The organism is Burkholderia sp. BCC1998, assembly GCF_905339875.1.
Lineage (GTDB): Bacteria > Pseudomonadota > Gammaproteobacteria > Burkholderiales > Burkholderiaceae > Burkholderia.
In genome coordinates this window covers 1-24,436 of record NZ_CAJPHE010000021.1, presented here as the reverse complement: position 1 = coordinate 24,436, position 24,436 = coordinate 1, and the positions used below count along the sequence as shown (strand labels likewise).

Sequence of the window (24,436 nt, the reverse complement as noted above, 5' to 3'; positions counted from 1 at the left end):
TCGTTGCGCGCACAACCATATCACCTTTCCCCGCGCACCGGTATCGCGGGTTTGGCCCGAGCCGTTCCGGCCCTTACAACTGGTCGTCGACCGGCAGCAGCATGAAAAGGCCGGTCATCACGTTGCGCAGCAGCCCGGCATGCGGATCGACGTGATAGAGGGTCGACTGGCCGCCGTCGACGCCCGTCCATTCGAGTGCCGGCGGCCCGCCGTCCATTTGCTTCACGAGCGTGACGCGATAGCTTTCGTCGGGCTGCGTCACCCGTGCGAAGATCTCCGCGGCCTGCTGCGCGAGCACCGGGCTGTGGATCACGAGCGCGAGCTCGGTGTTCAGGTGCGCCGAGCGCGGGTCGAGATTCAGCGAGCCGATCACCAGGATTTGCCGGTCGATCACGTACGCCTTCGCATGCAGGCTCGCACGCGAGCGCGAGCCGAACAGCCGCGTGGGCTGCTGGCCCGGCTGTGCCTTGAACTCGTACAGCTCGACGCCGCGCTCGAGCAACGGCACGCGGTACGGCGCGTAGCCGGCCTGCACCGCGACCGCATCGGTCGCCGCGAGCGAATTCGTCACGATCGCGACGCGCACGCCGCGCCCGACCGTGTCGCCGAGGATCTTCACGCCGGCATCGTGCGGCACGAAGTACGGCGAAAACGCGAGGAATTCCTTCTGCGCGCCGCGCATCAGTTCGACGAGGCGCTGCATCGGCGGGCTCACGTATGCGTCGGTCGGCTGCGCGACCTTGGTCGGCGCATCGACCTTGAATTCGGCCGGCGCCCACACGAGCGCGAGCTCGTCGCGCGCGATCTGCTGCGCGAGCGGTGTCGCGTTCAGCGGCTTCGCGTTGTACGGGTCGGCATTCTTGCGCCAGTGGTCGCGCAGCTCGTCGCGCATCGCGTCGAGATCCTTCGGAGCGAACGTCTGATAATTCAGCACGCGCAACGGATAGCTGCTCGCGCTCGCCCAGTAGCCGTCGAAGCTCTTCGAGACGTCGTTCGTCACGGGGCCTGCGGCGAGCACGTCGAGATCGCGAAACTGCAACGTCGGGCTCGCACTGAAGTATTCGTCGCCGAGATTGCGGCCGCCGACGATCGCGAGCTGGTTGTCCGCGATCATCGCCTTGTTGTGCATCCGCCGCGTGAAGCTGTCGATCCGCGTGAAGTAGTTGGCCGTGCGCTCGACCATCCCGTATTGCGACGCGCCGAACGGGTTGAACACGCGAATCTCGATGTTCGTGTGCGTGTTCAGCGCGGCCATGACGCGATCGATGTCGTGGAAGTTCAGGTCGTCGACCAGCATCCGCACGCGCACGCCGCGATCGGCCGCATACAGCGCCGCGCCCAGGAGCAGCTTGCCGGTCGTGTCCTCGGTCGCGATGTAGTACTGCATGTCGAGCGTCTTCGTCGCCGCGCGCGCGAGCGCGATGCGCATCTGCAGCGCGGTCGCGCCGTCGGGCAGCAGCCGGAAGCCCGACTGCCCCGGATGCGCGGCTTCCGGCGCGGCCAGCGCAGCGCGCAGCGGCGTCGCGGTATCGGTCGGCAACGCGTGCGAGACGGGACGATCGAGCGTGGTGGCGGGCGGGTGCGTCGCGCAGGCGGTGGCCAGCGACAGCAGCGCGCACACGGCGAGCGCGCAGGCCGGGCGGCCGACGGCGCGCCACGACAGCGCGGCCGGCGCGCACCGGATCAAGGACGTGAGCACGGAAACTCCCTCGACAGGCGGATCAACGGGTCCGCAATCGCCGCGGCGCGCGGCTGACGGGCGGGTTCAGTCGATTCTAGGGGGCGCCCGCTGAACCGGTCAATCGCGCGCCCGGCGCATGCGGCGCCGAGCCGCCACGCACGCCGCGCGCGGCCGCGGCCCTGCGCGGCCCGGGACCGCGGCCGGCGGGCGTCCTCGGATTCGACCGCCAGGCGGACCCGCCGCGCCCATGGTCCAACCAATTTCACGGCGCGTCGTCGCTTCGCTCGAAGTGGCTGCGCACGTAGTCGATATGGGTCTGCATCGCCGTGCGCGCCTCCTCGGGCCGGTGCGCGCAGATCGCGTCGCAGACCACCCGGTGCTGCTGCAGCAGCAACTCCGATGCCTGCTCGTCGTGCGTCGTCATCCCCGCGACGTTGATCGAGATGTGCTCGCGCAGCATCCCGAGCACGCTCGTGTGCAGGTGCAGGAACATCGTGTTGTGCGACGCGAGCGCGATCGCCTCGTGCAGCTTCGCGTCAGCCGACGCCTCGAGGGCCGCGTCGTCGTTCGCGTGCGCGGTCTCGAGCTCGCGCAGCAGCGCGCGGATCCGGCGCCGGTCGTGCGCGTCGGCGCGCAGCGCGGCGAAATACGCGGTCGCGCCTTCGAGCACGCGGCGAAACTCGAGTATGTCGTCGCGCAGCGCCGGATGGTCGGCAACCAGTTGGCCCCACGGCGACGCGATGCCCGCGCGCAACTGGTCCGTCACGTAGACGCCCGCGCCGCGCCGGCTCTGCAGCAGCCCGCGCGCGACGAGCCGCTGGGTCGCCTCGCGCACCGTATTGCGCGCGACGCCGTACTGTTGCGCGAGCATGCGCTCGGCCGGCAGCCGCGCGCCGGCCGGCCACGTGCCGTCGAGCAGCGCCGTCTCGATCTTGCGCATCACCACTTCGGTCCGGCCCCGTGCCGTCATCGCCGCCATCGCCGTCTCCCCATCCTGAATACCCGTCGCGCCGATTGGCCCAACCAATTTGAGCTGCGGCGCCGTCGCGGGAATTATGCAGCGAAATCGTCGTCCCGCATTCGCATGCCGGGCCGGCCCCCCCTGGAGCGAGACATGAACGAAAGGCACTATCCCGCCGCCGCCCCCGCGCACGTCTATCTGTTCGCGACCTGCCTGGTCGACCTGTTCGTCCCCGAAGCCGGGCTCGACGCGGTCCGCCTGCTGGAACGCGAAGGCCTGACCGTCCACTATCCGCGCGGCCAGAGCTGCTGCGGGCAGCCGGCCTACAGCAGCGGCAATCCGGACGAAGCGCGCCGCGTCGCGGCCGCGCAGCTCGACCTGTTCGCCGAGCCGTGGCCCGTGATCGTGCCGTCCGGCTCGTGCGCGGGCATGATCCGGCACCATTGGCCCGCCCTGTTCGCCGACGATCCCGTGCACGGCCCGAAGGCTCGCGCAATCGCGGAGCGCACCTACGAACTCGCCGAATTCCTCGTCCATGTGCTCGACGTGCGGCTCGACGCCGTCACCGCCAACGCCGGCCCGGACGAGCGCGTCGTGCTGCACACGTCGTGCGCGGCCCGCCGCGAGATGGGCACGCGCGTGCATGGCGTCGCGCTCGTCGACGCGCTGCCGGGCGTCACGCGCATCGAACATGAACGCGAATCGGAATGCTGCGGCTTCGGCGGCACGTTCTCGCTGAAGCATCCCGACATCTCCGGCGCGATGGTGCGCGACAAGGTCGCATCGGCCTGCGCGACGGGCTGCGACCGGCTCGTGTCGGCGGACTGCGGCTGCCTGCTGAACATCGGCCACGCTGCGGCCAAGGCCGGCGCCGCGCTGCCCGTCGAGCATCTCGCGAGCTTCCTGTGGCGCCGCACGGCCGGTGCCGGCTCGCTGCGCGGAGACACGCAATGAGCGCGCGCGACGCCATCCTCGCGCGCCTGCGCGCCGCCGCCCCCGGCGTCGCCGTAAACGCCGCGCCCGCGCTCGATGCGCGCATCGACACGCATTACGCGGCGCGGCGCGCGGCAGTCGCGCCCGATTCTCGCGCGCTCGCGCAGACGATGCAGGCCGCGCTCGCCGCGTCGCACGCCGAAGTCTGGTGCGCCACCGCCGACGCATGGCCCGCGCAGCTGGCCGCGCGTCTGGCCGAGGCCGGCGTGCGCCGCCTGCTGCTCGACCCGGCCCGCCCCGAAGCCGCGGCCCTCGCGCAGGCGCTGCCCGACGCGGTCGCGCCGGTGCCGTTCGACCGGCCGATCGACGCATGGAAAGCCGAGCTGTTCGACACGATCGACGCGGGCTTCACGGTCGCGCGCTCGGGCATCGCGGCGACCGGCACGGTCGTGCTCGCGCCCGATCCCGGCACGCCGCGCACGGTGTCGCTGGTGCCGCCGCTGCACGTCGCGCTCGTGCATGCGAACACGCTGCACGCGGACCTTCACGCGGCCGCGCACGCGGAGCGCTGGCACGCCGGCATGCCGACCAACGTCGTGCTGGTGTCGGGCCCGTCGAAGACCTCCGACATCCAGCAGACCCTCGCGTATGGCGCACACGGCCCGCGCAACCTCTGGGTCGTGATCGTCACCGAACCGACCGCAACCGCCTGCCAGGACCTGCCGCGATGAGCGACCAACCGCTGCAATTCGTCGCCCCCGGCGACTTCAAGGCCCGCGCGCGCGCCGCGCTCGGCGATCCCGCGCTGCGCCGCAGCTTCCGCGGCGCGATGGACTTCCTGCAAGGCAAGCGCGCGACCCAGTTCCCCGACGACACCGAGCTGCAGCAGCTGCGCGATCTCGGCGAAGCGGTGCGCCAGCACGCGCTCGCGCAACTGCCCGCGCTGCTCGAGCGGCTGGAGGCGAAGCTCACCGCGGCCGGCGTGCACGTGCACTGGGCCGAGACGGCCGCCGACGCGAACGCGATCGTGCTCGGCATCGCGCAGGCGAAGAAGGCGCGCCGCGTGATCAAGGGCAAGTCGATGGCGAGCGAGGAAATCGAGCTGAACCATTACCTCGCGGATCACGGCGTCGACTGCATCGAGTCCGACATGGGCGAGTTCATCGTGCAGCTCGCGGGCGAAAAGCCGTCGCACATCGTGATGCCGGCGATCCACAAGACGCGCGGCGACATCGCCGAGCTGTTCGAGGAACACATCCCGGGCACGCGTTACACGGAGGACGTCGACGAGCTGATCCAGACCGGCCGGCGCGCGCTGCGCCGCGCGTTCGCGGAAGCCGACATCGGCCTGTCCGGCGTGAACTTCGCGGCGGCCGACACGGGCACGCTGTGGCTCGTCGAGAACGAGGGCAACGGCCGGCTGTCGACCACCGTGCCCGACACGCACGTCGCGATCATGGGGATCGAGAAGGTCGTCGAGAAACTCGAGCACATCGTGCCGCTGTCGAGCCTGCTCACACGCTCGGCCACCGGCCAGCCGATCACGACCTACTTCAACCTGATCTCGGGCCCGCGCCGCGACGGCGAACGCGACGGCCCGCGCGAGCTGCATCTCGTGCTGCTCGACAACGGCCGCACGCAGGCCTACGCCGACGAGCAGCTGCGCGCGACGCTGCAGTGCATCCGCTGCGGCGCGTGCATGAACCACTGCCCCGTCTATACGCGGATCGGCGGCCACGCATACGGCACGACCTACCCGGGCCCGATCGGCAAGATCATCTCGCCGCACCTGCTCGGCCTCGACGCCACGGCCGACCTGCCGACCGCATCGACGCTGTGCGGCGCGTGCGGCGAGGTGTGCCCGGTCCGGATTCCGATCCCGCAATTGCTGGTGCGGCTGCGCACCGAGGCGAACCGCAAGCCCGACGAACCCGTCGCGCATCCGCTGCGCGGCCAGGGCGCGAACTACAACCGCGCGGAAGACCTCGTGTGGCGCTTCTGGTCCGGCGCGTTCGCGCATCCGCGCGCGTATCGCGCGTTCCGCTGGAGCGCGACGCGGCTGCGCGCGCTGACGCCCGCGAAGCAGATGGGCTGGACCCAGCATCGCACGCCGCTCGAGCCGGCGCCGCGCAGCCTGTCCGACCTGCTGCGCGCACGCGGCCAGCCCGAATAGACCACCCCGCTTTCAAACCCGTACCGATAGAAATCCATGGAGGAGACAACCATGCAGGTTTGGCATCAGATCTACACCCCGCTCGGCAGCCTCGGGCTGTCGGCGTTCGTCGCCGCGATCCCGATCATCTTCTTTTTCGTCGCGCTCGCCGCACTGCGGATGAAGGGGCACGTCGCCGCCGCGATCACGCTGCTGCTGGCGCTCGGCGTCGCGATCCTCGCGTACGGCATGCCCGTGCCGCAGGCGCTCGCCGCGGCCGGCTTCGGCTTCGCGTACGGCCTGTGGCCGATCGCGTGGATCATCGTCGCGGCGGTGTTCCTGTACAAGATCGTCGTGAAGACCGGCCAGTTCGAGATCATCCGCGCGTCGGTGCTGTCGATCACCGACGACCAGCGGCTGCAGATGCTGCTGATCGGCTTCTCGTTCGGCGCGTTCCTCGAAGGCGCCGCCGGCTTCGGCGCGCCCGTCGCGATCACGGCCGCGCTGCTCGTCGGCCTCGGCTTCAAGCCGCTGCACGCGGCAGGATTGTGTCTGATTGCAAACACCGCGCCGGTCGCGTTCGGCGCGATGGGCATCCCGATCATCGTCGCCGGACAGGTGACCGGCATCGACGCGTTCCACATCGGCGCGATGGCCGGCCGCCAGCTGCCGCTGCTATCGCTCGCGGTGCCGTTCTGGCTCGTGTTCATGATGGACGGGCTGCGCGGCGTACGGCAGACCTGGCCGGCCGCGCTCGTCGCCGGCGGCAGCTTCGCGATCACGCAGTACTTCACGTCGAACCATATCGGGCCCGAGCTGCCGGACATCACGTCGTCGCTCGTCAGCCTCGTGTCGCTCGCGGCGTTCCTGAAGGTCTGGCAACCGGGCAGCGCGAAGCAGACGGCCGGCGGCCTCGTCGCGTCCGGCGGCGGCGCGGCGCTCGCGGGGTTCGGGGCGGGCGGCAACGGTGCGGGCGCGAGCCGCCAGGCGTCGCCGTACTCGCTCGCGCAGACCGTGCGCGCGTGGTCGCCGTTCCTGATCCTGACGGCCGTCGTCACCGTGTGGAGCATCGCGCCGTTCAAGGCGCTGTTCGCCGCGCACGGCGCGCTCGCGTCGACCGTCCTGAAATTTCACGTGGCCGGCCTCGACCAGCTCGTCGTGAAGACCGCGCCGATCGCCGCGACGCCGAAAGCGCTCGACGCGGTGCTGAAGCTCGACCTCGTGTCGGCGGTGGGCAGCGCGATCCTCGTGACCGCGCTGATCTCGATGGCGCTGCTGCGGATGAAACCGCGCGACGCGCTCGTCACGTTCGGCGAAACGCTGAAGGAGCTCACGCGCCCGATCCTGTCGATCGGCCTCGTGCTCGCGTTCGCGTTCGTCGCGAACTACTCGGGGATGTCGTCGACGCTCGCGCTGATGCTCGCCGCGACCGGCGCCGCGTTTCCGTTCTTCTCGCCGTTCCTCGGCTGGCTCGGCGTGTTCCTGACCGGCTCGGATACGTCGTCGAACGCGCTGTTCTGCTCGCTGCAGCAAGCGACCGCGCACCAGCTCGGCGTGCCCGAGACGCTCGCGGTCGCCGCGAACACGACGGGCGGCGTGACCGCGAAGATGATCTCGCCGCAGTCGATCGCGGTGGCATGCGCGGCAACGGGGCTGGTCGGCAAGGAATCGGAGCTGTTCCGCTTCACCGTGCGCCACAGCCTGCTGTTCGCGGTGATCGTCGGCCTGATCACGCTCGTGCAGGCGTACGTGCTGCCGGGGATGGTGCCGTAAGCACGCGGCGCGGCCGCTTTCCGGCGGATTTCCGGCCGCTTTCCGGCCGTTTCCGCTTCCCCGGAAAACAAAAAACCCCACGCCCGCAAGAGCGTGGGGTTTCGTTCATCCCGGGCGCCGGACGGGACCGGCGCCATCAGGCGGCGCTCAGTTGCCCTTCGCGATGCGATCCTGGATGTGCTGCGCCCGGCTCGTCGACGACGGGTGCGAGCTCATCATCGAGCTCTTGCCGCCATCGAGCTGCGCGAGCTTCTGGAACGCGGTGACGAGGCCCTTCTGGTTCATGTTCTTCTGCTTCATCAGGTCGAACGAGTAGTCGTCGGCCGCGCTTTCCTGCGTCTGCGAGAACTGCGCGTTGATGAACTTCTCCGTGATGTCGCCGAGCTGCGAGCTCGTCAGGGCCGCGACGCCCGGCGATGCCGCGCCGGCCGCCGTGCGTGCCGCGCTTACCGCGTAGGCAGTCTGCATCGCCTTCTTCGAGTGACCCAGCGCGACGTGGCCCATTTCATGGCCGATCACGCCGCGCAGCTCGTCGTCGTTCATCATGTCCATCAGGCCGCTGTACACGCGCACGCAGCCGTTGCCCATCGCCCACGCGTTGACGTCCTTGGTCATGTAGACCTTGTAGTTGATCTTCTGGCCGTTCAGCGTCATGTCGCCGAAGCCCTTCATCACCTTCGTCAGGCGCTTCGCGTACGCGCTGTTCGGCGCGGCGATCTTCGATTCGGCGTCGCTCGCCTTGCACGAGTCGTTCGACAGTGCCGCGATGTCGCTGTCCGACAGCGTCGCCGCCTTGACCAGGTTGGTCCCCGCCGACGTCAGGCTGTTCGCGTCGAGACTCTGCACGCCACCGCATGCGCTCAACAGGAAACCCATGCCGCACGCGGCCGCCGCTTTCTTGATATGCATCCCGGATCCCTCGGTAGTTGTATTTGGGAGCGGCGATTTTGCATAATCCGGCAGAAAATTACCAGATGTTTACATCGAATGACAGCTTGATTACTGACAAATACGGAATGAACGGCGCGATTGCTCAGCCGATTGATGACAATCGGGCCATCAATCGCCGCGGCCGGACGACCGGCCGAACGCGGAACGCGACCGGCGCGTCAGCCGCCGCGCGATCAGCATCGGCAGCCGCACCACGAAACCGGCGAACAGCCGCAGGTGCATCCACGCGAGCAGCGCGTTGTCGCGGCCGTAGTGGAAATGCGACACGCCGCCCTCGTGCGCGCCGAAGTAGCGCACCGGCGCTTCGATGCGGATCGGCCGCACCCCGGCCCAGCACAGCCGCACGGCGGCTTCCGGATCGAAGTCGAAGCCGCGCATCCACGGCTGGCGATGCATGATCGCGGCGAGCGGCGCGACCGGGTACACGCGAAAGCCGTACAGCGAATCGCCGATCCCGGCCCACAGCGTCTCGAGGTCGGCCCATCCGTTCGACAGCCGCCGTCCCTGCACGCGCAGCTGCGGCGCGCTCGCGTCGAACTTCGGCAGGCCCAGCACCATCGCGTCCGGCGCCGCCTGCGACGCGGCCATGAATTCGGGAATCAGGTCGGCCGGATGCTGGCCATCGGAATCCATCGTCAGCACGTGCGTGAAGCCGCTCGCGGCCGCCGCGTCGAGCCCGGCCAGCACCGCGGCGCCCTTGCCGCGGTTCGCCGGCAGCACGATCACGCGCAGCCCGGGGTCGCGCTCGGCCATCGCCTGCAGGCGCTCGGCGCTGCCGTCGGTGCTGCCGTCGACGACGACCCACACCGGATTCCACTGCGCGCGGGCGTTGCGCACGGTCGTGTCGACCTTGACGCCCGGGTTGTAGCTCGGAATCAGTACGAGATGGGTGGACGAGGCCTGCAGCGTGGACATGGGAACGGCCGATTGCGAAGACGAGGATCCTGACAAAAGTTTATGACCTGCAGGCGACGGCCGACAGGCTTCGTCGACGCCGCCCGCGTGCGGCGACGGTTCGCGCAGCGACAGGCCCGCGCGCTTCACGACAGGCGCTCCAGCGGATGGCCGGCGCTCGCCTCGATCTCGACCAGCAGATCGTCGCGGCACACGTCCGCGTGGACGAACAGCGGCCGCACGCCGGGGCCGGCCGCATCGCGCAACGCGCGTTCGACCGCGGCGAGCGCCGCGGCATCGCCGGCGTCGCGCATGTAGACGCGGTAGCTCAGGTCGGCAAGCGTGAACGGGCCGTGCCCCTGCCGCGCGGCCTGCTCGAGCACGGCGGCCAGGTTCGCGATCGTCTCGCGCGTTTGCGCGACGACGTCGCCGTGATGCACGGTGCGATGCCCGACGATGCTGGCGGTGCCCGACACGAACAGCAGCGGCGCGGCAGCGTCGCCCGGCCATGCGGCCGCGCGCGCGAACGTCGGCGCACGTGGGCCGTACTCGGCCGGGTAGTGATACGCGCTGACCTGGCGCGGGTTCTCGACCGGATCGGCCGGCGCACGGCTCGCGATGAAATGGATCGCGAGCGGCGCGGCCGGCGGCGTGTCGCCCGCGACCGGCACGACCGAACCGAGCGCGCAGGCGGCCGGCACACCGTCCGTCAGCGCGCGGCGGCACGCGTCGAACGCGCGCTGCCTGCCGATATTGAACTGACGATAGCGTTCGATCCCGAACTGCTGCACGTTGATCGCCGGCACGGTGTTCCAGATCCGCAGCGGATGCGGGATGCCGAGCGTATCGAGCACGTCGAACAGCGCGCGGTACGCGTCGTAGGTCGCGCGCTCGAGCGGCGTGCCGCCGTCGCGATCCGCATCGGCCGATTCCTGAGCTTCATGCGCTGGCTGCACTTCCTGCACGACGATGCTGCCGAACACGAGCCCCGCCGTTGCGCTGTAGCGGTACTGCAGCGCGCCGCGTCGCTCGCTGCGCAGGTCGCGCGCGTCGCACTGCCAGATTTCGCAGACCGCATCGGCGCGTGCATGGCTGCCGGCATCGAGCAGCGCCATCTGCACCGGTGCGAGCGGCAGGTCGGGCGCGGCGGCGGCGAGCACGCGCGCCATCGCATCGGCCGGCGACCCGGCCGCGCCGATGCAGACCGCGCCCAGCGCACCCGGAAACACGCGGTCGAATGCGTCGCCCCGCTGCTGCGCATCGTGCAGCAGCGCAGCCAGCCGTGCCTGATCGATCTGGACGAGCCGCAACGCACGATTGCCGCCGTTCGCGGTGGACGTGGCCGCGATGGGTCCGCGTGCGACCGCGCTGGTGGCGGACGACGGGGAACACGCTCGCCGTTCGGCGTCGACAGGGTGCACTGACACTTCGATTTCCTCACTATGCGGCGCGGGCTCGCGGCATCGTGGCCACGCGCCGCGTTGCGCGCCGTTGCTTCGCGTCAAGCCGACGCCGCGCGCGTCGTCATGCGAGGCCGCCGTTGACGGACAGCACTTGCCCCGTCACATAGGCGGCCGCATCGGATACCAGATACGCGACCATCGCCGCGACTTCGTCGGGCCGGCCAGCGCGCTGCGCGGGCACGAGCTGCTTGATCCGTTCGGCGGGAAACGCATGTTCCGCCATCGGCGACTCGATGATGCCGGGCGCGACCGCGTTCACGGTAATGCCGCGCGACGCGAGTTCCAGCGACAGCGACTTCGTCGCGCCGATCAGCCCCGCCTTCGCGGCCGCGTAGTTGACCTGTCCGCGGTTGCCGGTCACGCCGGCGACCGACGCGATGTTGACGATCCGGCCGCGCCGCGTGCGGATCATCGGCAGCAGGAGCGGTTGCGTCACGTTGAAAAAACCGTTGAGCGTCACGTCGATCACGCTGTGCCATTGCCGGCGCGACATGCCGGCCATCGGCGCGTCGTCGTGAATGCCCGCGTTGTTGACGAGGATCTGCACCGGCGCGTCGTCGACGAACGGTGCGAGCGCGGCGAGCGTCGCATCCGCGTCGGTCACGTCGAATGCGATCGCATGCGCGATGCCGCCGGCCGCGACGATCTGCTGCGCGACGGCTTGCGCCTGCGCGAGATTCCGGTTCGCGTGTACCCAGACTTCGTGGCCGGCCTGCGCGAGCGTCGTGCAGATCGCCTGCCCGAGTGCGCCGCTGCCGCCCGTTACGAGCGCCCGCATCGAATTGCTCCGTTCATCGCGTTCCTCCTCGATCGACGCGGCGGCGGTGCATCCAGCCACCGCCGCCGCGTGCCGTCATCCTCTGCGTGCCGCGTCGCGCCCGCGCGCGCCGCCGTCACTTCGTGCGATGCGCGGCGACATACGCGGCAAGCGCGCCGAGCGTCGCGAAGATCTTCTGGTTGTCCGGATTGTCCGAGCGCAGCTCGAAGCCGTACTTCTTCGAGATCAGCAGCGCGATTTCCAGGATGTCGATGGAGTCGAGCCCGAAGCCCTCGCCGTACAGCAGGGTCCCGGCCGTCACCGTTTCGAGCGGGACGTCTTCGAGATTCAGTTCGCCGATGATCAGCGTGGCGAGCTCTTGTTCCAGTGCGTTCATCATGCTTGCGGGCAGGCGGCCCATGGCAGCGGGAGGCGCCCGGAAAACGGCAGCCGTCGTGCACGCCCGGCGCGGTGCGAGGCGCGCGAATCTCCGTCCCTCCGGCGTCTGCCGGCTTCCCCGCCTGCGTTATTGGGGATCGTTTGTAAAAGTTACGCGGATTCTAGACGATGGGTATCGGCACGTATACGGGGAATGGTTACAGACTGAAGGGCTCCCGCCGCGGCCGGTTTCGGGACCCGATCGCAGCAGACGCTTGAGCCGCTTCGGATGGAAATGGATCGTCGCCGCAAAAGCTTCAGTGCGCTGCCATACATTCGGTTACAAAACCCGGCTGCACCTGCCTCGAACCGCCGCGCCGCGGCCCTAAAATGTGCGTGCACGACAGCCGGCCCGGACTAGCGTCCCGGCCGCCATTCATATGATGTTTGACGGCCCGACGCACGCGTCCGGCCCCGATCCGCCCGATGTTTCCAGCAACCATGCCGCGCCCGTCCGCTCCCCTCGCTCCGGTTTGTCCGCTAGTTTGTCCGTCCGTTTGCCGCCGTGCCGCGGCAGCCGGCGGCAACGCGCACCCGCGCCGCGCGCCCGGAGCGCCGCGATGAGCACGCCGCTCGGCATCGCACGCGGCGCCGGCGCGGTCGCCGCGGTGGCGGCGTACCAGATCGGCGCGCACTACGCGGCCGCGACGCCCGGCGCGCACGGCTTCGGCCTCGCGATGGCGCTCGTGCCGCCACTGCTGCTCGCGCTCGGCGCGGCACTGCGCTCGCCGCGGCGCGCCTGGCTCGTGCCGGCGTGGCTGCTGGCCGCCGTCGCGCTGTGGGCCGTGCGCATCCCGCTCGCGCGCCATTTCGAATGGGGCCTGTATCTGGAGCACGCGAGCTTCAACCTCGCGATGGCGCTGCTGTTCGGCCGCACCCTCGCGGCCGGCCAGGTGCCCCTGTGCACGCGCTTCGCGACGCTGATCCACGGCACGATCACGCCGGCCGTCGCGCGCTACACGCGGCACATCACGCTCGCATGGACGCTGTTCTTCGTTGCGATCGCCGCCGTGTCGACGCTGCTGTTCGCGACCGCGCCGATCGTCGCGTGGTCGACATTCGCGAACTACCTGTCGCTGCCGCTCGTCGCCGTGATGTTCGCCGCCGAGCATGCGTGCCGGCGCTTCGCGCTGCCGCACGACGCGCGGCCGCGGATGGTCGACGCGGTGCGCGCGTACCGCGCGTCGACGCAGCCGTCACGATGAATTCATGGCCGGCGCGGCGCCGCATCGCGGCGGCGCCGGTGACTGCCTTCCGCTTTGACCGATTTATGCCGACTCACCCGCTGGTATTCCATTCCTCGCCGGACCAGACGATCGCCTGGCGCGACGGCACGCCCGTCACCGTCCGCACGTTCGTCGCCGACGTCGCGCGCGTGGCCGCCGCACTGCCCGCCGGCCGCCACGTGTTCAACGTGTGCCGCGACCGCTACCGCTTCGCGGTCAGCCTGTGCGCGGCGCTCGTCACCGGCAGGATCAGCCTGCTGCCGTCGACGCACACGCCGGAGATGGTGCGCCAGCTCGCGTCGTTCGCACCGGACGCGTTCTGCCTGCACGACGCGCCGGACTGCACGATCGACCTGCCGCGCTTCGCGTATCCGGACGCCGCACCCGGCGAACTCCCCGACGACGCACCGTGCGTGGTGCCGCAGATCGACGCGTCGCGGATCATGGCGTACGTGTTCACGTCCGGCTCGACCGGCGCGCCGGTGCCGCACCGCAAGACCTGGGGCTTCCTGGTCGGCTGCGTGCGCGCGGCGGCCGAGCGCCTCGGCCTGCTCGACGGCCGCGCGGCCACGCTGATCGGCACCGTGCCCGCGCAGCACATGTACGGCTTCGAATCGACGGTGCTGCTCGCGCTGATCGGCGGTCTCGCGTTCAGCAACCGCCAGCCGTTCTACCCGGTCGACATTCGCGACGAACTCGCCGCGATCCCGCAGCCGCGCGTGCTCGTCACGTCGCCGATCCACCTGCGCGCGCTGATGTCGGCCGGCGATGCGCTGCCGCCGGCCGCGCTCGTGCTGTCGGCCACCGCGCCGCTGTCGGAAAAACTCGCGTGCGAAGCCGAGGCCGCGCTCGAGGCGCCGCTCGTCGAAATCTACGGCAGCACCGAAACCGGCCAGATCGCGACGCGCCGCACGTCGCAGGGCGCCGCGTGGCAACCGTTCCCGGACATCCGGCTCGACGCGCGCGCGGCGCACGACGCGTCGGACCACGATGCCGCCGGCGACGACAGCGGCCCGACCGTGTGGGTGTCGGGCGGACACGTCGAAACCCCGGTGCCGATGGGCGACGCGCTCGAGCTGCTCGGCGACGGCCGGTTCCTGCTGCACGGCCGCAAGGCGGACCTCGTCAACATCGCCGGCAAGCGCACGTCGCTCGCCTACCTGAACCATCAGCTGAACGCGATTGCCGACGTCGTCGACGGCGTGTTCTTCATGCCGGACGACATCGCGCCGGCCGACGCCGATGCGACCCGCGAACCGGTCACGCGCCTCGTCGCGCTCGTGGTCGCGCCGACGCTCGCCGCGGCCGACGTGCAGCGCGCGCTGCGCGAACGGATCGATCCCGCGTTCATGCCGCGCCCGCTCGTGTTCGTCGACGCATTGCCGCGCAACGAAACGGGCAAGCTGCCGCGCGACGTGCTCGCCGCGCTCGTCGCACGGCACACTCGGGGCGCCGGGGCCGACGTGAGCGAGTGCGCCGCGACGGACGCGCCCGACGCGCCGCTGGCGTTCACGATTCCCGCCGATCATCCGGCGCTGCCCGGCCATTTCCCCGGTCGTCCGATCGTGCCGGGCGTCGTGCTGCTCGATCACGCGATCGCCGCACTCGGCGCATCGCTGAATCGCCCGCTCGATACGTGGCGGCTGGCTTCCGCGAAATTCCTGAGCCCGGTCGCGCCGGGCGAGGCGCTCGATCTCGCGTTCGATGCTGCGGCCGGCGGCGCGATCCGCTTCACGCTGCGCGCGGGTGCGCGCGACGTCGCGACCGGCGTGCTGTCCGCGCCGCCGGCCGCGCAGGACGGCGCGCAGCCATGAAGCGCACCGCATGGGCCGAGCGCCAGGAACGCAGCAACGCCGGGTTGCTGCGCGCGATGACCTGGATCTCGCTGCGTTTCGGCCGGCGGCCGTCGCGCATCGTGCTGCATGCCGTCGCGACTTATTTCGTGCTGTTCTCGCCGGTCGCGTGCGCCGCATCGCGCGACTACCTGCGCCGCGTGCTCGGCCGTCCCGCGCGCTGGCGCGACGTGTACCGGCACGTGTTCACGTTCGCGGCGACGATCCACGACCGCATCTACCTGATGAACGGCCGCTTCGACCTGTTCGACATCCGGCTGCACGGCGAAACGCGGGTCGACGCCGCGCTCGCCGGCGGGCGCGGCGCATTCCTGATGGGCGCGCATCTCGGCAGCTTCGAAGTCGTGCGCGCGATCGGCCGCACGCGCCCGGACCTGCGCGTCGTCGTCACGATGTTCGAAGAGAACGCGCGCAAGATCAACGCGACGCTCGCCGCCGTCAACCCGGCCGCGAAGCCGGAAGTGATTCCGCTCGGGCAGGTCGACTCGATGCTGAAGGTGCGCGAACGCCTCGACGCGAACTGCATGGTCGGGATGCTCGCCGACCGCACGCTGCTCGACGACGCGACCGCGTCGCTGCGGTGGCTGCCGCTGCTCGGCGCGCCCGCGGCATTCCCGCTCGGGCCGCTGTACATGGCCGCGATGCTGCGGCGTCCGGTGCTGTTCATGACGGGCCTCTATCGCGACGGCAACCGCTACGATGTGCACTTCGAGACGCTCGCCGATTTTTCCGACGTGCGCCGCGACACGCGCGCGGCGGCCGTCGACGCGGCGCTCGCGCGCTACGTCGCGCTGCTCGACCAGTACTGTCGCGCGGCGCCGTACAACTGGTTCAACTATTTCGATTTCTGGCAGACCGGCACGGCCGCCGCGCGCCGCGACGCGGCGCACGCGTGCGCCGGCCTGTCCGCCACGAGGGATTCCGACGCATGACCGCCGTTCGCCGCTTTCCGCCGATGTCGCTGCCGACGTTCCCGCTGCCGCACCCGCGCGCGCTGCGCCGAGCAGCACGCACGTTCGCCGTCACGGCCGCCGTCGCGCTCGCCCTGCCCGCGCACGCGGCCGACACCGGTTCGGCATGGACCCTCGACCGGCTGATGTCGACGCTCGCGCAGCACAAGTCGGGGCGCGCGACGTTCACCGAGACGAAGACGCTGTCGATCACCACGCAGCCGCTCGAATCGTCGGGCGAGCTCGTGTTCGTCGCACCCGACCATCTCGAGAAGCACACGCTGAACCCGAAGCCCGAACATCTCGTGGTCGACGGCGACATGCTCACCGTCGAGCGCAACAACCGCAAGTACACGCTCGCGCTCGCGCGCTATCCGGAGCTCGGCGCGTTCATCGACAGCATCCGCGCGACGCTCGCCGGCAACCGCTATGCGCTCGAGCAGGTCTACAAGGTCGCGCTCGCCGGTCGCGGCGACGACTGGACGCTGACGCTCACGCCGCTCGACTCGCGGATGCTGAAGGTCGTCAGCACGATCACGCTCGAAGGCTCGCGCGACGTGTTGCGCAGCGTCGCGATCCGGCAGGCCGACGGCGACCGTTCGACGATGCGCCTGCAACCCGTCCCGGCGAACTGATGGACGATCGCACCCGGCCGCCCGCCCCCGTCACGCACCGCCTGCCCGCATGGCGGCAACGCGCGGTGCTCGTGTGGCTGCTCGCGCTCGTCGCATGCGGAATCGCGATCGCCCGCGCGAACTTCACGGCCGACCTGTCCGCGTTCCTGCCGCGCGCACCGAGCGCCGGGCAGCGCGTGCTCGTCGATCAACTGCGCGACGGCATCGTGTCGCGGCTGATCCTCGTCGCGATCGACGGCGGCGATGCGGCCACGCGTGCCGCGCTGTCGCGGCGCGTCGCCGGCACGCTGCGCGCCGACCGGCAATTCTCCGCGATCAACAACGGCGAAGCCGTCGACGACACACACGACCGGCAGTTCGTGTTCGACCATCGCTACCTGCTGAGCCCGGCCGTCGCGCCGCAGCGCTTCAGCGCGGACGGCCTGCACCAGGCGCTCGGCGACAGCCTCGACCTGTTGAGTTCGTCGGCGGGGCTCGTCGCGAAGGCGCTGCTGCCGCGCGACCCGACCGGCGAAGTGACGGCGCTCGTCGATCAGCTCGACAGCGGCGCGCAGCCCGCCAGCCGCGACGGCGTGTGGGCGTCGCGCGACGGCACGCGCGCGGTGCTCGTCGTGCAGACGGCCGCGCCCGGCTCCGACACCGATGCGCAGGCACGCGCGATCGACGCGGTGCGCCGCGCGTTCTCCGCCGCGACGCAGGCGCTGCCGAACCCGGCCGCGTACACGCTCGCGATGACCGGCCCAGGCGTGTTCTCGGTCGACACGCGCGACACGATCCGGCACGACGTCGAGCGGCTGTCGACGGCGAGCGTCGTGCTGATCGTCGCGCTGCTGCTGACGCTGTACCGCTCGCCGCGCACGCTCGCGCTGGGGCTGCTGCCGGTGCTGACGGGCATCGCCGCCGGCATCGCGACGGTCGGCATCGCATTCGGCACGGTCCACGGGCTGACGCTCGGCTTCGGCACGACGCTGATCGGCGAAGCCGTCGACTATTCGATCTACCTGTTCGTGCAATCGGCGCAGGCCGGCTCGCGCGGCGCCACACGGCCCGCCGACGCGACGCGGGCATGGATCGCCGCTTATTGGCCGACGATCCGGCTCGGCGTGCTGACATCCGTGTGCGGCTTCGCGTCGATGCTGTTCTCCGGTTTTCCGGGCCTCGTGCAGCTTGGGCTCTACTCGATCGCCGGGCTGACGGCCGCCGCGCTCGTCACGCGCTTCGTGCTGCCGCACCTGCGCGGCGAGCACGTCGCGATTCGCGACGTGTCGCGCGTCGGCGCGGTGCTCGCGCGGGCGGCCGCTGCCGCGCCGCGGCTGCGCTGGCCGCTCGCCGCGCTCGTGCTCGCCGCGTGCGCGACGCTCATGCTGCATCGCGACGGCCTGTGGAGCCGCGAGCTTGCGGCACTGAGCCCCGTGCCCGCTCGCGCGCAGGCACTCGACGCACGCCTGCGCGCCGATCTCGGCGCGCCGGACGTGCGCTATCTCGTCGTGATTTCCGCGCCGACCGAACAGGCCGCGCTCGAACGCGCGGAACGGGTCGCCGCGCAATTGCAGCCGCTCGTCGAGCGCGGCGCGCTCGCGGGCTTCGAAAGTCCCGCGCGCTACCTGCCGAGCGACGCCGCGCAGCGCGCGCGCCAGGCGAGCCTGCCGGACGCCGACACGCTTGCCGCACGCATGCGCGCGGCCGTCGCGAACCAGCCGATCCCGGTCAGGCCCGAGCTGTTCGCACCGTTCATCGCCGATGTCGAGGCCGCACGCCACGCGCCGCTGCTCACGCGCGCGGACCTGCGCGGCACGTCGATGGCGCTCGCCGTCGACGCGCTGCTGACCGAGCGCGCGGGCCGCTGGCGCGCGATGCTGCCGCTGCGAGCGCCGGACGTCGCACGCACCGGTCCGGCCGCTCCGGCGCTCGATGCCGCGCCGATTCGCGCGGCCGTCGCGCGCGCCGGCGTGCCCGACGCGCTGTTCGTCGACATGAAGGCCGAGGCCGACCGCCTGTACGTGAACTACGTGCACGAGGACATCCGGCTGTCGCTCGCGGGTTTCGCGGCGATCGCCGTGCTGCTGCTGATCGCGCTGCGCTCGCCGCGCCGCGTCGTACGCGCGCTCGCGCCGCTGGTCGCGGCCGTGCTGGTGGTGACGGCCGGCTTCGCACTCGCCGGCGTGCCGCTGACGATCCTGCACCTCGTCGGGATGCTGCTGATCGTCGCGGTCGGCTCGAACTATGCGCTGTTCTTCTGCAAGCGCGACGACGCGCAACCGGTCACGCCGCACACGCTCGTGTCGCTGCTGATCGCGAACCTCGCGACGGTCGCCGGCTTCGGCCTGCTCGCGCTGTCGCGGGTGCCGCTGCTCGAAACCTTCGGGCTGACCGTCGGCCCTGGCGCGATGCTCGCGCTCGCGTTCGCCGCGATTCTCGCGCCGCGCACGGCGGCGGCCGCGGGCAGCCCTCATCGTGAGCCGACAGGAGGTCGCGCATGAACGCGCCGTCGTCCATTCCGCCTCGGCAGCCCGGCGATGCGCGCCGCTGGAAACCGACGCCGCTGATCGCGGGCACGGCCGCGCTGCACGCGGGCGCGCTCGCGGCCGTCGTCGCGCAACCGGCCGCATGGCCGTGGGCCGCCGGTGGCGTGGTCGCGTCGCATCTCGCGCTGACCGCCGCCGGCCTGTGGCCGCGCAGCGCGCTGCTCGGGCCGAACTGGACGCGCCTGCCGGCCGGCGCCGGCCGCCGGATCGCGCTGACGATCGACGACGGCCCGGACCCCGACGTCACGCCGCGCGTGCTGGACCTGCTCGATCGCCACGACGCGCGCGCGACGTTCTTCTGCATCGGCGATCTCGCGCGCCGCCATCCGCAGTGGATCGAAGCGATCGTCGCGCGCGGCCACGCGGTCGAGAACCACAGCCAGCGGCACCGGCATACGTTCTCGCTGTCGGGGCCCGCCGCGCTGCGCCGTGAAATCGCGGCCGCGCAGCAGACGCTGACCGAGATCGCCGGCACGCGCCCGCGCTTCTTCCGCGCGCCGGCCGGCCTGCGCAATCCGTTTCTCGAGCCGGTGCTGTGCGAGTTCGGCCTGCAGCTCGCCAGCTGGACGCGCCGTGGCTTCGACACTCGCGCGCGCGATGCGGATACCGTCACGCACCGCCTGCTGAACGGCCTGGCCGCACGCGACATCCTGCTCGTGCACGACGGCCACGCGGCGCGCGACGCGCGTGGCGAACCGGTCGTGCTCGACGTGCTGCCCGCGCTGCTGCACGCGGCCGCCGATGCGCAGTTGCACTGGACCACGCTGCGCGCCGCGCTCGCCCCCGAACCGTCCGATCCGCCCGCCGGGCCGGGCACGCCGGCCCCCCCGTTTGATAAAATCTGACCACGCCCGGCGCGCCCGCCAGCCCCGCTGCGGCGCCCGTTCCGGCCACCGGATACGACCCTCGTGAAACCTCTCCTGCTCTCGCACTTCACCGCCACCAGCTGCATCGGCCGCGGCCTCGACGCGACCGTCGACGCGCTGCGCCACGCGCGCGGCGGGCTCACGCCGTGCGACTTCGAACGCGCCGATCTCGACACCTGGATCGGCGCCGTGGACGGCGTCGATGCGCAGCCCGTGCGCGCGGATCTCGCCGACTTCGACTGCCGCAACAACCGCCTCGCGCAACTCGGCCTCGTCCAGGACGGCTTCGACGCGCGCGTCGCGGCGGCCGTGTCGCGCCACGGCGCCGCGCGCGTCGGCGTGTTCGTCGGCACGAGCACGTCCGGCATCCTCGAGACCGAGCGCGCGTACGAGCAGCGCGATCCAGCCAGCGGCGCACTGCCCGCCCGATTCCGCTACGCGCACACGCACAACCCGTATTCGCCGGCTGCGTTCGTGCGCGCGTATTTCGCGCTGCGCGGGCCGGCGATGGCGATCTCGTCGGCGTGCTCGTCCGGCGCGAAGGTGTTCGGCTCCGCGCGCCGGATGATCGAAGCGGGGCTGATCGATGCGGCCGTCGTCGGCGGCGTCGATTCGCTGTGCCTGACGACGCTGTACGGCTTCAATTCGCTCGAACTGCTGTCGCGCCGGCCGTGCCGGCCGTTCGACGTCGCCCGCGACGGCATCTCGATCGGCGAAGCGGCGGCGTTCGCGCTGCTCGAACGCGTGCCCGATGCGCCCGCCACGCTCGACGGCGACGCGATCCTGCTGCTCGGCATCGGCGAATCGAGCGATGCGCATCACATGTCGTCGCCGCATCCGGAGGGGCTCGGCGCGCGCATCGCGATCGAACAGGCGCTCGCGTCGGCCGGCCTCGCTGCAAGCGACATCGACTACGTGAACCTGCACGGCACCGCGACGCCCAGCAACGATGCCGCCGAAAGCCGCGCGGTGGGCACGCTGCTCGCGCGCACGCCGTGCAGCTCGACGAAGGGCGCGACCGGTCACACGCTCGGGGCGGCCGGCGCCCTCGAAGCGGTCGTCGCCGCGCTGGCGCTGCGCGAACAGTTCGTGCCGGCCGGCGTCAACACGACGCAACCCGACCCGGCGCTGGCCGCCGACTACGTGCTCGCGAGCCGCGATGCGCGCGTGCGTGCGGTCCTGTCGAATTCGTTCGGCTTCGGCGGCACGAACTGCAGCCTGATCCTCGGCCGCGCCGGGCATGCGAGCCGCCGGGAGCCGACATGACCGTCACCGCCTTCATCGAAAGTGTCGGCCTCGTCGGGCCGGGACTGAACGACTGGCCGCACGCGGCCGACGTGCTCGCGGGCCGCGCGGCCTATGCGAGCGCGCGCACCGTGCTGCCGCCGCCTGCCAGCCTGCCGCCGGCGGAACGCCGCCGCACCGGCCCCGTCGTGCGCGTCGCGCTCGCGGTCGGCCTCGAAGCGGCAGCCGCGAGCGGGCGCGATGCGGCCACGCTCGCGACCGTGTTCAGCGCGTCCGGCGGCGACGGCCAGAACTGCCACGCGATCTGCGAGACCCTCGCCGGCGACGATCGCCACCTGTCGCCCACGCGCTTTCACAACTCCGTGCACAACGCGCCGGCCGGCTACTGGAGCATCGCGACCCGCGCGATGGCGACGTCGAACGTGCTGTGCGCGCACGACGGCAGCTTCGCCGCGGGCCTGCTCGAGAGCGTATGCCAGGTCATGGTCGATCGCGTGCCGAGCCTGCTGATCGCCTACGACACCGACTATCCGGAGCCGCTGCACGCGGTGCGGCCGATCGTCGACGCATTCGGCGTCGCGCTCGTGCTCGCGCCCGACGCGAGCGAACGCACGCTCGCACGCATCGACGTGCGGCTCACCGACGCGCCGGCGACGACGCTCGCGAACCCCGAACTCGACGCGCTGCGCACCGGCAATCCGGCCGCGCGCGCGCTGCCGCTGCTCGACGCGCTCGCGGCGCGGCGCACGGCAAGCGTCGTGCTCGACTATCTGGAAGATGCGCGCGTGCAGGTCGATATCGCACTGCCGAATGCCGCGGCGGGGCACGCGCGATGACGACGCCCGTTTCGACGCCGATGCCTGCGCCGGCGCCAGCCACGCTCGATCGCGCATGGATCGCCGCGCACATTCCACACGACGGCGCGATGTGCCTGCTCGATCGGGTCGAAGCGTGGGACGCCGCGCGCATCCGCTGCAGCGCGACGAGCCACCGCGACCCGCACAACCCGCTGCGCTCGCGCGGCCGGCTCGCGTCGGTCTGCGGGATCGAATATGCGGCACAGGCAATGGCCGTGCACGGCGCGCTGCTCGGTGCGCAGCAGGCGCAGGCGGAACCCGCGCGGCCGCGCGCCGGCTATCTCGCGAGCGTGCGCAACGTCGACGCGTTCGTCGACCGGCTCGACACGTTCGACCTGCCGCTGATCGTCGATGCCGAACGCATCGGCGGCGACGACCGCTCCGTGCTGTACGGCTTCACGCTGCGCTGCGGCGAGCGCGTGTTGCTCGGCGGCCGCGCCGCGGTGATGCTCGATGCATCGGCAACCGGCGTGCGCGTTGCGCCGCCCGCGGGCCGCGCGGACCCTCGATGAACCAGCCCCAAGGAAACCAGGCCGTGAAAGCACGTCAGTTCATTTACACCGCGTTCGTTCTCGCGCTGATCAGCCCGATCGCGCACGCGGACATGTCGGAAGTGAAGCAGGACATCAAGCGCGATTCGAAGGAAGCCGCGCACAAGACCGGCGAGGCCGCGCGCAGTTTCGGCCACGCGACCGCGAGCGCCGCGAAGACGGTCGGCCACGGCATCGCGCACGCGTCGCGCGAAGGCTGGGATGCCACCAAGCGCACGACGAAGCGGATCTTCCACAAGAACGATTCAGGCGAAGGCGCGCGAACGAGCGATTGAGTGCGAACGTCCCGCGCACCGCATACGGATGCGCGGGACGCGGCACGACGCGTGAACGCGGCGGTGCCGCACCGCCGCCGTCAGCGCGCGCCGCCGCGCGTGCGACGCGCCGGCCCGCGCGCGAAGCACTTGCCGTACGCGACCAGCCAGCAATCGCGATGATCGAAGTTGCGCAGCAGCCGCGCGCGGCGCCGCTCGAGCCAGTGAAGCGCGATCGCCATCGTCAGCGCGACGGCCAGTGCCGAGCCGCCGATCGCGAGTCCCATCCAGGTGTCACCCATGCCTCCTCCGGAATGCGAGGCCGGTGCGGCGTGCGTGCCGTGACGCGGTAGCCGGCGCGCGGGCGCACCCGGCCCGCCGCATGCGCGGCGAACCTGCGTCCGTGTTCCGTCACCGCGCGCGTGCGCGCCGCCCCGGCGCTGGATACAGCGGGAGCACGGCCCGGACGCGCGCGCGAACGCCGCCCGGGCCGCCGCGCGTCAATGCATGTGCTGGCCGCCGTTGATCGCGATGTTGGAGCCCGTCACGAAACCGGCCTCTTCCGAGCACAGATAGGCGACCAGCGCCGCGACTTCCTCGGGTTTCCCGAGCCGTCCCGCCGGAATCTGCGGAAGGATCTTGGTATCGAGGATGTCCTGCGGGATCGCCGTCACCATCTTCGTCGCGAGGTAGCCCGGCGACACCGTGTTCACCGTCACGCCCTTGCGCGCGGTCTCGAGCGCGAGCGATTTCGTGAAGCCGTGCATGCCGGCCTTCGCGGCCGCGTAGTTGGTCTGGCCGACCGAGCCCTTCGAGCCGTTGACCGACGCGATGTTGACGATGCGTCCCCAGCCGCGCTCGACCATGCCGTCGCAGACCGGCTTCGTCATGTTGAACACGGAATCGAGGTTGGTGCGGATCACCGCATCCCAGTTGACCTTGTCGAGCTTGCGCAGCGTCATGTCACGCGTGATGCCCGCGTTGTTCACCAGGATGTCGACCGGGCCGACGTCCCGGACAATTTTCTCGACGCATTGCTGGCACGAATCGTAATCGGCCACGTCCACCGGATACGCGTGGAATTCGCGACCGGCCGCGTGCATCTCGGTCAGCCAGCGATCGGCGCCGGTGTTGTTCGGCGAATACGTGACAACGACCTGGTAGCCCGCATCGCTCAACCGGATGCTGATCGCTTCGCCGAGACCGCCCATCCCACCCGTCACAACTGCAATTCGCTTAGTCATCCTATGAGTTACCGACAAGAAAAGTAGTCAAAGGTGCGGGGCGACGGCATGGCACATGCTGCCGCCCCGCCGCTGCGATGCGCTGGCGCCCGCAGGGCGGACGTGGCGCGCACCGGAACATCACGCTTGTTATTGGCAGCTTGTTGCGCGCGAAGTTTGCTGCATCTGTGTGCGGCGCTGGCCGGCGCCGCACGCGTGCACTATCGTCAGACCGTGTTCAACCGCGC

23 protein-coding genes are annotated in these 24,436 nt (G+C 71.0%); 14 read left to right on the top strand and 9 right to left on the bottom strand.

Annotated features, from left to right (window positions below):
• Positions 1–73 precede the first annotated feature (73 nt).
• Positions 74–1,699 (bottom strand): phospholipase D family protein, encoded by a 1,626-nt coding sequence (locus U5A56_RS28775; protein WP_321925824.1) that lies wholly within the window; start codon positions 1,697–1,699, stop codon positions 74–76.
• A gap of 244 nt (positions 1,700–1,943) precedes the next feature.
• Positions 1,944–2,660 (bottom strand): FadR/GntR family transcriptional regulator, encoded by a 717-nt coding sequence (locus U5A56_RS28770; protein ID WP_321925823.1) that lies wholly within the window; start codon positions 2,658–2,660, stop codon positions 1,944–1,946.
• Between the two features lie 135 nt (positions 2,661–2,795).
• Between U5A56_RS28770 and U5A56_RS28765 the strand changes: the two genes are divergently transcribed.
• The 4 genes from U5A56_RS28765 to U5A56_RS28750 are packed head-to-tail and all read left to right on the top strand — an operon-like array spanning position 2,796 to position 7,500.
• Positions 2,796–3,596 (top strand): (Fe-S)-binding protein, encoded by an 801-nt coding sequence (locus U5A56_RS28765; RefSeq protein ID WP_124488589.1) that lies wholly within the window; start codon positions 2,796–2,798, stop codon positions 3,594–3,596.
• The gene (locus tag U5A56_RS28760) at positions 3,593–4,306 is read left to right on the top strand and encodes a LutC/YkgG family protein (protein WP_321925821.1); all 714 of its coding nucleotides are present in this window, start codon (positions 3,593–3,595) and stop codon (positions 4,304–4,306) included. Before U5A56_RS28765 ends, U5A56_RS28760 begins: the two co-directional genes overlap by 4 nt.
• A complete protein-coding gene (locus U5A56_RS28755; RefSeq protein WP_321809309.1) occupies positions 4,303–5,748 on the top strand; it encodes a LutB/LldF family L-lactate oxidation iron-sulfur protein in 1,446 nt (481 codons plus the stop codon). The genes U5A56_RS28760 and U5A56_RS28755 overlap by 4 nt, the downstream gene beginning before the upstream one ends.
• Positions 5,749–5,799: 51 nt before the next feature.
• Complete coding sequence (locus U5A56_RS28750; RefSeq protein WP_124521019.1) at positions 5,800–7,500, top strand: lactate permease LctP family transporter; 1,701 nt, start codon at positions 5,800–5,802, stop codon at positions 7,498–7,500.
• A gap of 147 nt (positions 7,501–7,647) precedes the next feature.
• On the opposite strand, the gene U5A56_RS28745 is transcribed toward U5A56_RS28750, so the two are convergent.
• The 5 genes from U5A56_RS28745 to U5A56_RS28725 form a co-directional block, all read right to left on the bottom strand.
• Positions 7,648–8,409 carry a M48 family metalloprotease gene (locus U5A56_RS28745; protein WP_321925818.1) on the bottom strand — a complete coding sequence of 254 codons (762 nt, stop codon included), beginning with the start codon at positions 8,407–8,409 and terminating at the stop codon, positions 7,648–7,650.
• A 150-nt stretch (positions 8,410–8,559) separates the two neighbouring features.
• Positions 8,560–9,366 (bottom strand): glycosyltransferase family 2 protein, encoded by an 807-nt coding sequence (locus U5A56_RS28740; protein WP_321925816.1) that lies wholly within the window; start codon positions 9,364–9,366, stop codon positions 8,560–8,562.
• A gap of 125 nt (positions 9,367–9,491) precedes the next feature.
• On the bottom strand, positions 9,492–10,772 hold the full coding sequence (locus U5A56_RS28735; protein WP_321925814.1) for an endoribonuclease L-PSP: 1,281 nt from the start codon (positions 10,770–10,772) through the stop codon (positions 9,492–9,494).
• Between the two features lie 97 nt (positions 10,773–10,869).
• Positions 10,870–11,586 carry a 3-oxoacyl-ACP reductase FabG gene (fabG, locus tag U5A56_RS28730; RefSeq protein ID WP_044848585.1) on the bottom strand — a complete coding sequence of 239 codons (717 nt, stop codon included), beginning with the start codon at positions 11,584–11,586 and terminating at the stop codon, positions 10,870–10,872.
• A 115-nt stretch (positions 11,587–11,701) separates the two neighbouring features.
• Entirely contained in the window at positions 11,702–11,986 is a 285-nt protein-coding gene (locus U5A56_RS28725; RefSeq protein WP_321925812.1) for a phosphopantetheine-binding protein, read from the bottom strand.
• 577 nt (positions 11,987–12,563) lie between these two features.
• On the opposite strand from U5A56_RS28725, the gene U5A56_RS28720 reads away from it, so the two are divergent.
• From U5A56_RS28720 to U5A56_RS28675, 10 genes are all read left to right on the top strand, one after another.
• Positions 12,564–13,208 (top strand): hypothetical protein, encoded by a 645-nt coding sequence (locus U5A56_RS28720; protein WP_124488582.1) that lies wholly within the window; start codon positions 12,564–12,566, stop codon positions 13,206–13,208.
• A 65-nt stretch (positions 13,209–13,273) separates the two neighbouring features.
• A complete protein-coding gene (locus U5A56_RS28715; protein ID WP_321925809.1) occupies positions 13,274–15,043 on the top strand; it encodes an AMP-binding protein in 1,770 nt (589 codons plus the stop codon).
• Complete coding sequence (locus U5A56_RS28710; RefSeq protein WP_321809302.1) at positions 15,040–16,014, top strand: acyl-CoA synthetase; 975 nt, start codon at positions 15,040–15,042, stop codon at positions 16,012–16,014. Before U5A56_RS28715 ends, U5A56_RS28710 begins: the two co-directional genes overlap by 4 nt.
• On the top strand, positions 16,011–16,667 hold the full coding sequence (locus U5A56_RS28705; protein ID WP_321925807.1) for an outer membrane lipoprotein carrier protein LolA: 657 nt from the start codon (positions 16,011–16,013) through the stop codon (positions 16,665–16,667). Before U5A56_RS28710 ends, U5A56_RS28705 begins: the two co-directional genes overlap by 4 nt.
• A complete protein-coding gene (locus U5A56_RS28700; RefSeq protein ID WP_321925806.1) occupies positions 16,667–19,147 on the top strand; it encodes an MMPL family transporter in 2,481 nt (826 codons plus the stop codon). The genes U5A56_RS28705 and U5A56_RS28700 overlap by 1 nt, the downstream gene beginning before the upstream one ends.
• A complete protein-coding gene (locus U5A56_RS28695; RefSeq protein WP_321925804.1) occupies positions 19,144–20,037 on the top strand; it encodes a polysaccharide deacetylase family protein in 894 nt (297 codons plus the stop codon). The genes U5A56_RS28700 and U5A56_RS28695 overlap by 4 nt, the downstream gene beginning before the upstream one ends.
• A 63-nt stretch (positions 20,038–20,100) precedes the next feature.
• Complete coding sequence (locus tag U5A56_RS28690; protein WP_321925802.1) at positions 20,101–21,324, top strand: beta-ketoacyl-[acyl-carrier-protein] synthase family protein; 1,224 nt, start codon at positions 20,101–20,103, stop codon at positions 21,322–21,324.
• Complete coding sequence (locus U5A56_RS28685) at positions 21,321–22,139, top strand: beta-ketoacyl synthase chain length factor (RefSeq protein ID WP_321925800.1); 819 nt, start codon at positions 21,321–21,323, stop codon at positions 22,137–22,139. Before U5A56_RS28690 ends, U5A56_RS28685 begins: the two co-directional genes overlap by 4 nt.
• A complete protein-coding gene (locus U5A56_RS28680) occupies positions 22,136–22,672 on the top strand; it encodes a hotdog family protein (protein ID WP_321925798.1) in 537 nt (178 codons plus the stop codon). The genes U5A56_RS28685 and U5A56_RS28680 overlap by 4 nt, the downstream gene beginning before the upstream one ends.
• Positions 22,669–22,986, top strand: a complete 318-nt coding sequence (locus U5A56_RS28675; RefSeq protein ID WP_321925796.1) for a hypothetical protein — start codon at positions 22,669–22,671, stop codon at positions 22,984–22,986. The genes U5A56_RS28680 and U5A56_RS28675 overlap by 4 nt, the downstream gene beginning before the upstream one ends.
• 80 nt (positions 22,987–23,066) lie before the next feature.
• Here the strand turns inward: U5A56_RS28675 and U5A56_RS28670 are convergent, their stop codons facing one another.
• Both U5A56_RS28670 and phbB read right to left on the bottom strand, forming a co-directional pair.
• Positions 23,067–23,267, bottom strand: a complete 201-nt coding sequence (locus U5A56_RS28670) for a hypothetical protein (protein ID WP_044847444.1) — start codon at positions 23,265–23,267, stop codon at positions 23,067–23,069.
• A gap of 198 nt (positions 23,268–23,465) precedes the next feature.
• Entirely contained in the window at positions 23,466–24,209 is a 744-nt protein-coding gene (phbB, locus tag U5A56_RS28665; protein ID WP_321925794.1) for an acetoacetyl-CoA reductase, read from the bottom strand.
• Between the last annotated feature and the right edge of the window lie 227 nt (positions 24,210–24,436).

What these genes read in the sequence shown, in the direction of transcription:
- U5A56_RS28745 (WP_321925818.1), bottom strand. Translation starts at nt 8,409, where the DNA reads ATGCATATCAAGAAAGCGGCGGCCGCGTGCGGCATGGGTTTCCTGTTG.
- fabG (WP_044848585.1), bottom strand. Translation starts at nt 11,586, where the DNA reads ATGCGGGCGCTCGTAACGGGCGGCAGCGGCGCACTCGGGCAGGCGATC.
- U5A56_RS28685 (WP_321925800.1), top strand. Translation starts at nt 21,321, where the DNA reads ATGACCGTCACCGCCTTCATCGAAAGTGTCGGCCTCGTCGGGCCGGGA.
- U5A56_RS28700 (WP_321925806.1), top strand. Translation starts at nt 16,667, where the DNA reads ATGGACGATCGCACCCGGCCGCCCGCCCCCGTCACGCACCGCCTGCCC.
- U5A56_RS28720 (WP_124488582.1), top strand. Translation starts at nt 12,564, where the DNA reads ATGAGCACGCCGCTCGGCATCGCACGCGGCGCCGGCGCGGTCGCCGCG.
- U5A56_RS28680 (WP_321925798.1), top strand. Translation starts at nt 22,136, where the DNA reads ATGACGACGCCCGTTTCGACGCCGATGCCTGCGCCGGCGCCAGCCACG.
- U5A56_RS28765 (WP_124488589.1), top strand. Translation starts at nt 2,796, where the DNA reads ATGAACGAAAGGCACTATCCCGCCGCCGCCCCCGCGCACGTCTATCTG.
- U5A56_RS28695 (WP_321925804.1), top strand. Translation starts at nt 19,144, where the DNA reads ATGAACGCGCCGTCGTCCATTCCGCCTCGGCAGCCCGGCGATGCGCGC.
- U5A56_RS28755 (WP_321809309.1), top strand. Translation starts at nt 4,303, where the DNA reads ATGAGCGACCAACCGCTGCAATTCGTCGCCCCCGGCGACTTCAAGGCC.
- U5A56_RS28705 (WP_321925807.1), top strand. Translation starts at nt 16,011, where the DNA reads ATGACCGCCGTTCGCCGCTTTCCGCCGATGTCGCTGCCGACGTTCCCG.
- U5A56_RS28750 (WP_124521019.1), top strand. Translation starts at nt 5,800, where the DNA reads ATGCAGGTTTGGCATCAGATCTACACCCCGCTCGGCAGCCTCGGGCTG.
- U5A56_RS28740 (WP_321925816.1), bottom strand. Translation starts at nt 9,366, where the DNA reads ATGTCCACGCTGCAGGCCTCGTCCACCCATCTCGTACTGATTCCGAGC.
- phbB (WP_321925794.1), bottom strand. Translation starts at nt 24,209, where the DNA reads ATGACTAAGCGAATTGCAGTTGTGACGGGTGGGATGGGCGGTCTCGGC.
- U5A56_RS28715 (WP_321925809.1), top strand. Translation starts at nt 13,274, where the DNA reads ATGCCGACTCACCCGCTGGTATTCCATTCCTCGCCGGACCAGACGATC.
- U5A56_RS28675 (WP_321925796.1), top strand. Translation starts at nt 22,669, where the DNA reads ATGAACCAGCCCCAAGGAAACCAGGCCGTGAAAGCACGTCAGTTCATT.
- U5A56_RS28670 (WP_044847444.1), bottom strand. Translation starts at nt 23,267, where the DNA reads ATGGGTGACACCTGGATGGGACTCGCGATCGGCGGCTCGGCACTGGCC.
- U5A56_RS28760 (WP_321925821.1), top strand. Translation starts at nt 3,593, where the DNA reads ATGAGCGCGCGCGACGCCATCCTCGCGCGCCTGCGCGCCGCCGCCCCC.
- U5A56_RS28710 (WP_321809302.1), top strand. Translation starts at nt 15,040, where the DNA reads ATGAAGCGCACCGCATGGGCCGAGCGCCAGGAACGCAGCAACGCCGGG.
- U5A56_RS28770 (WP_321925823.1), bottom strand. Translation starts at nt 2,660, where the DNA reads ATGGCGGCGATGACGGCACGGGGCCGGACCGAAGTGGTGATGCGCAAG.
- U5A56_RS28725 (WP_321925812.1), bottom strand. Translation starts at nt 11,986, where the DNA reads ATGGGCCGCCTGCCCGCAAGCATGATGAACGCACTGGAACAAGAGCTC.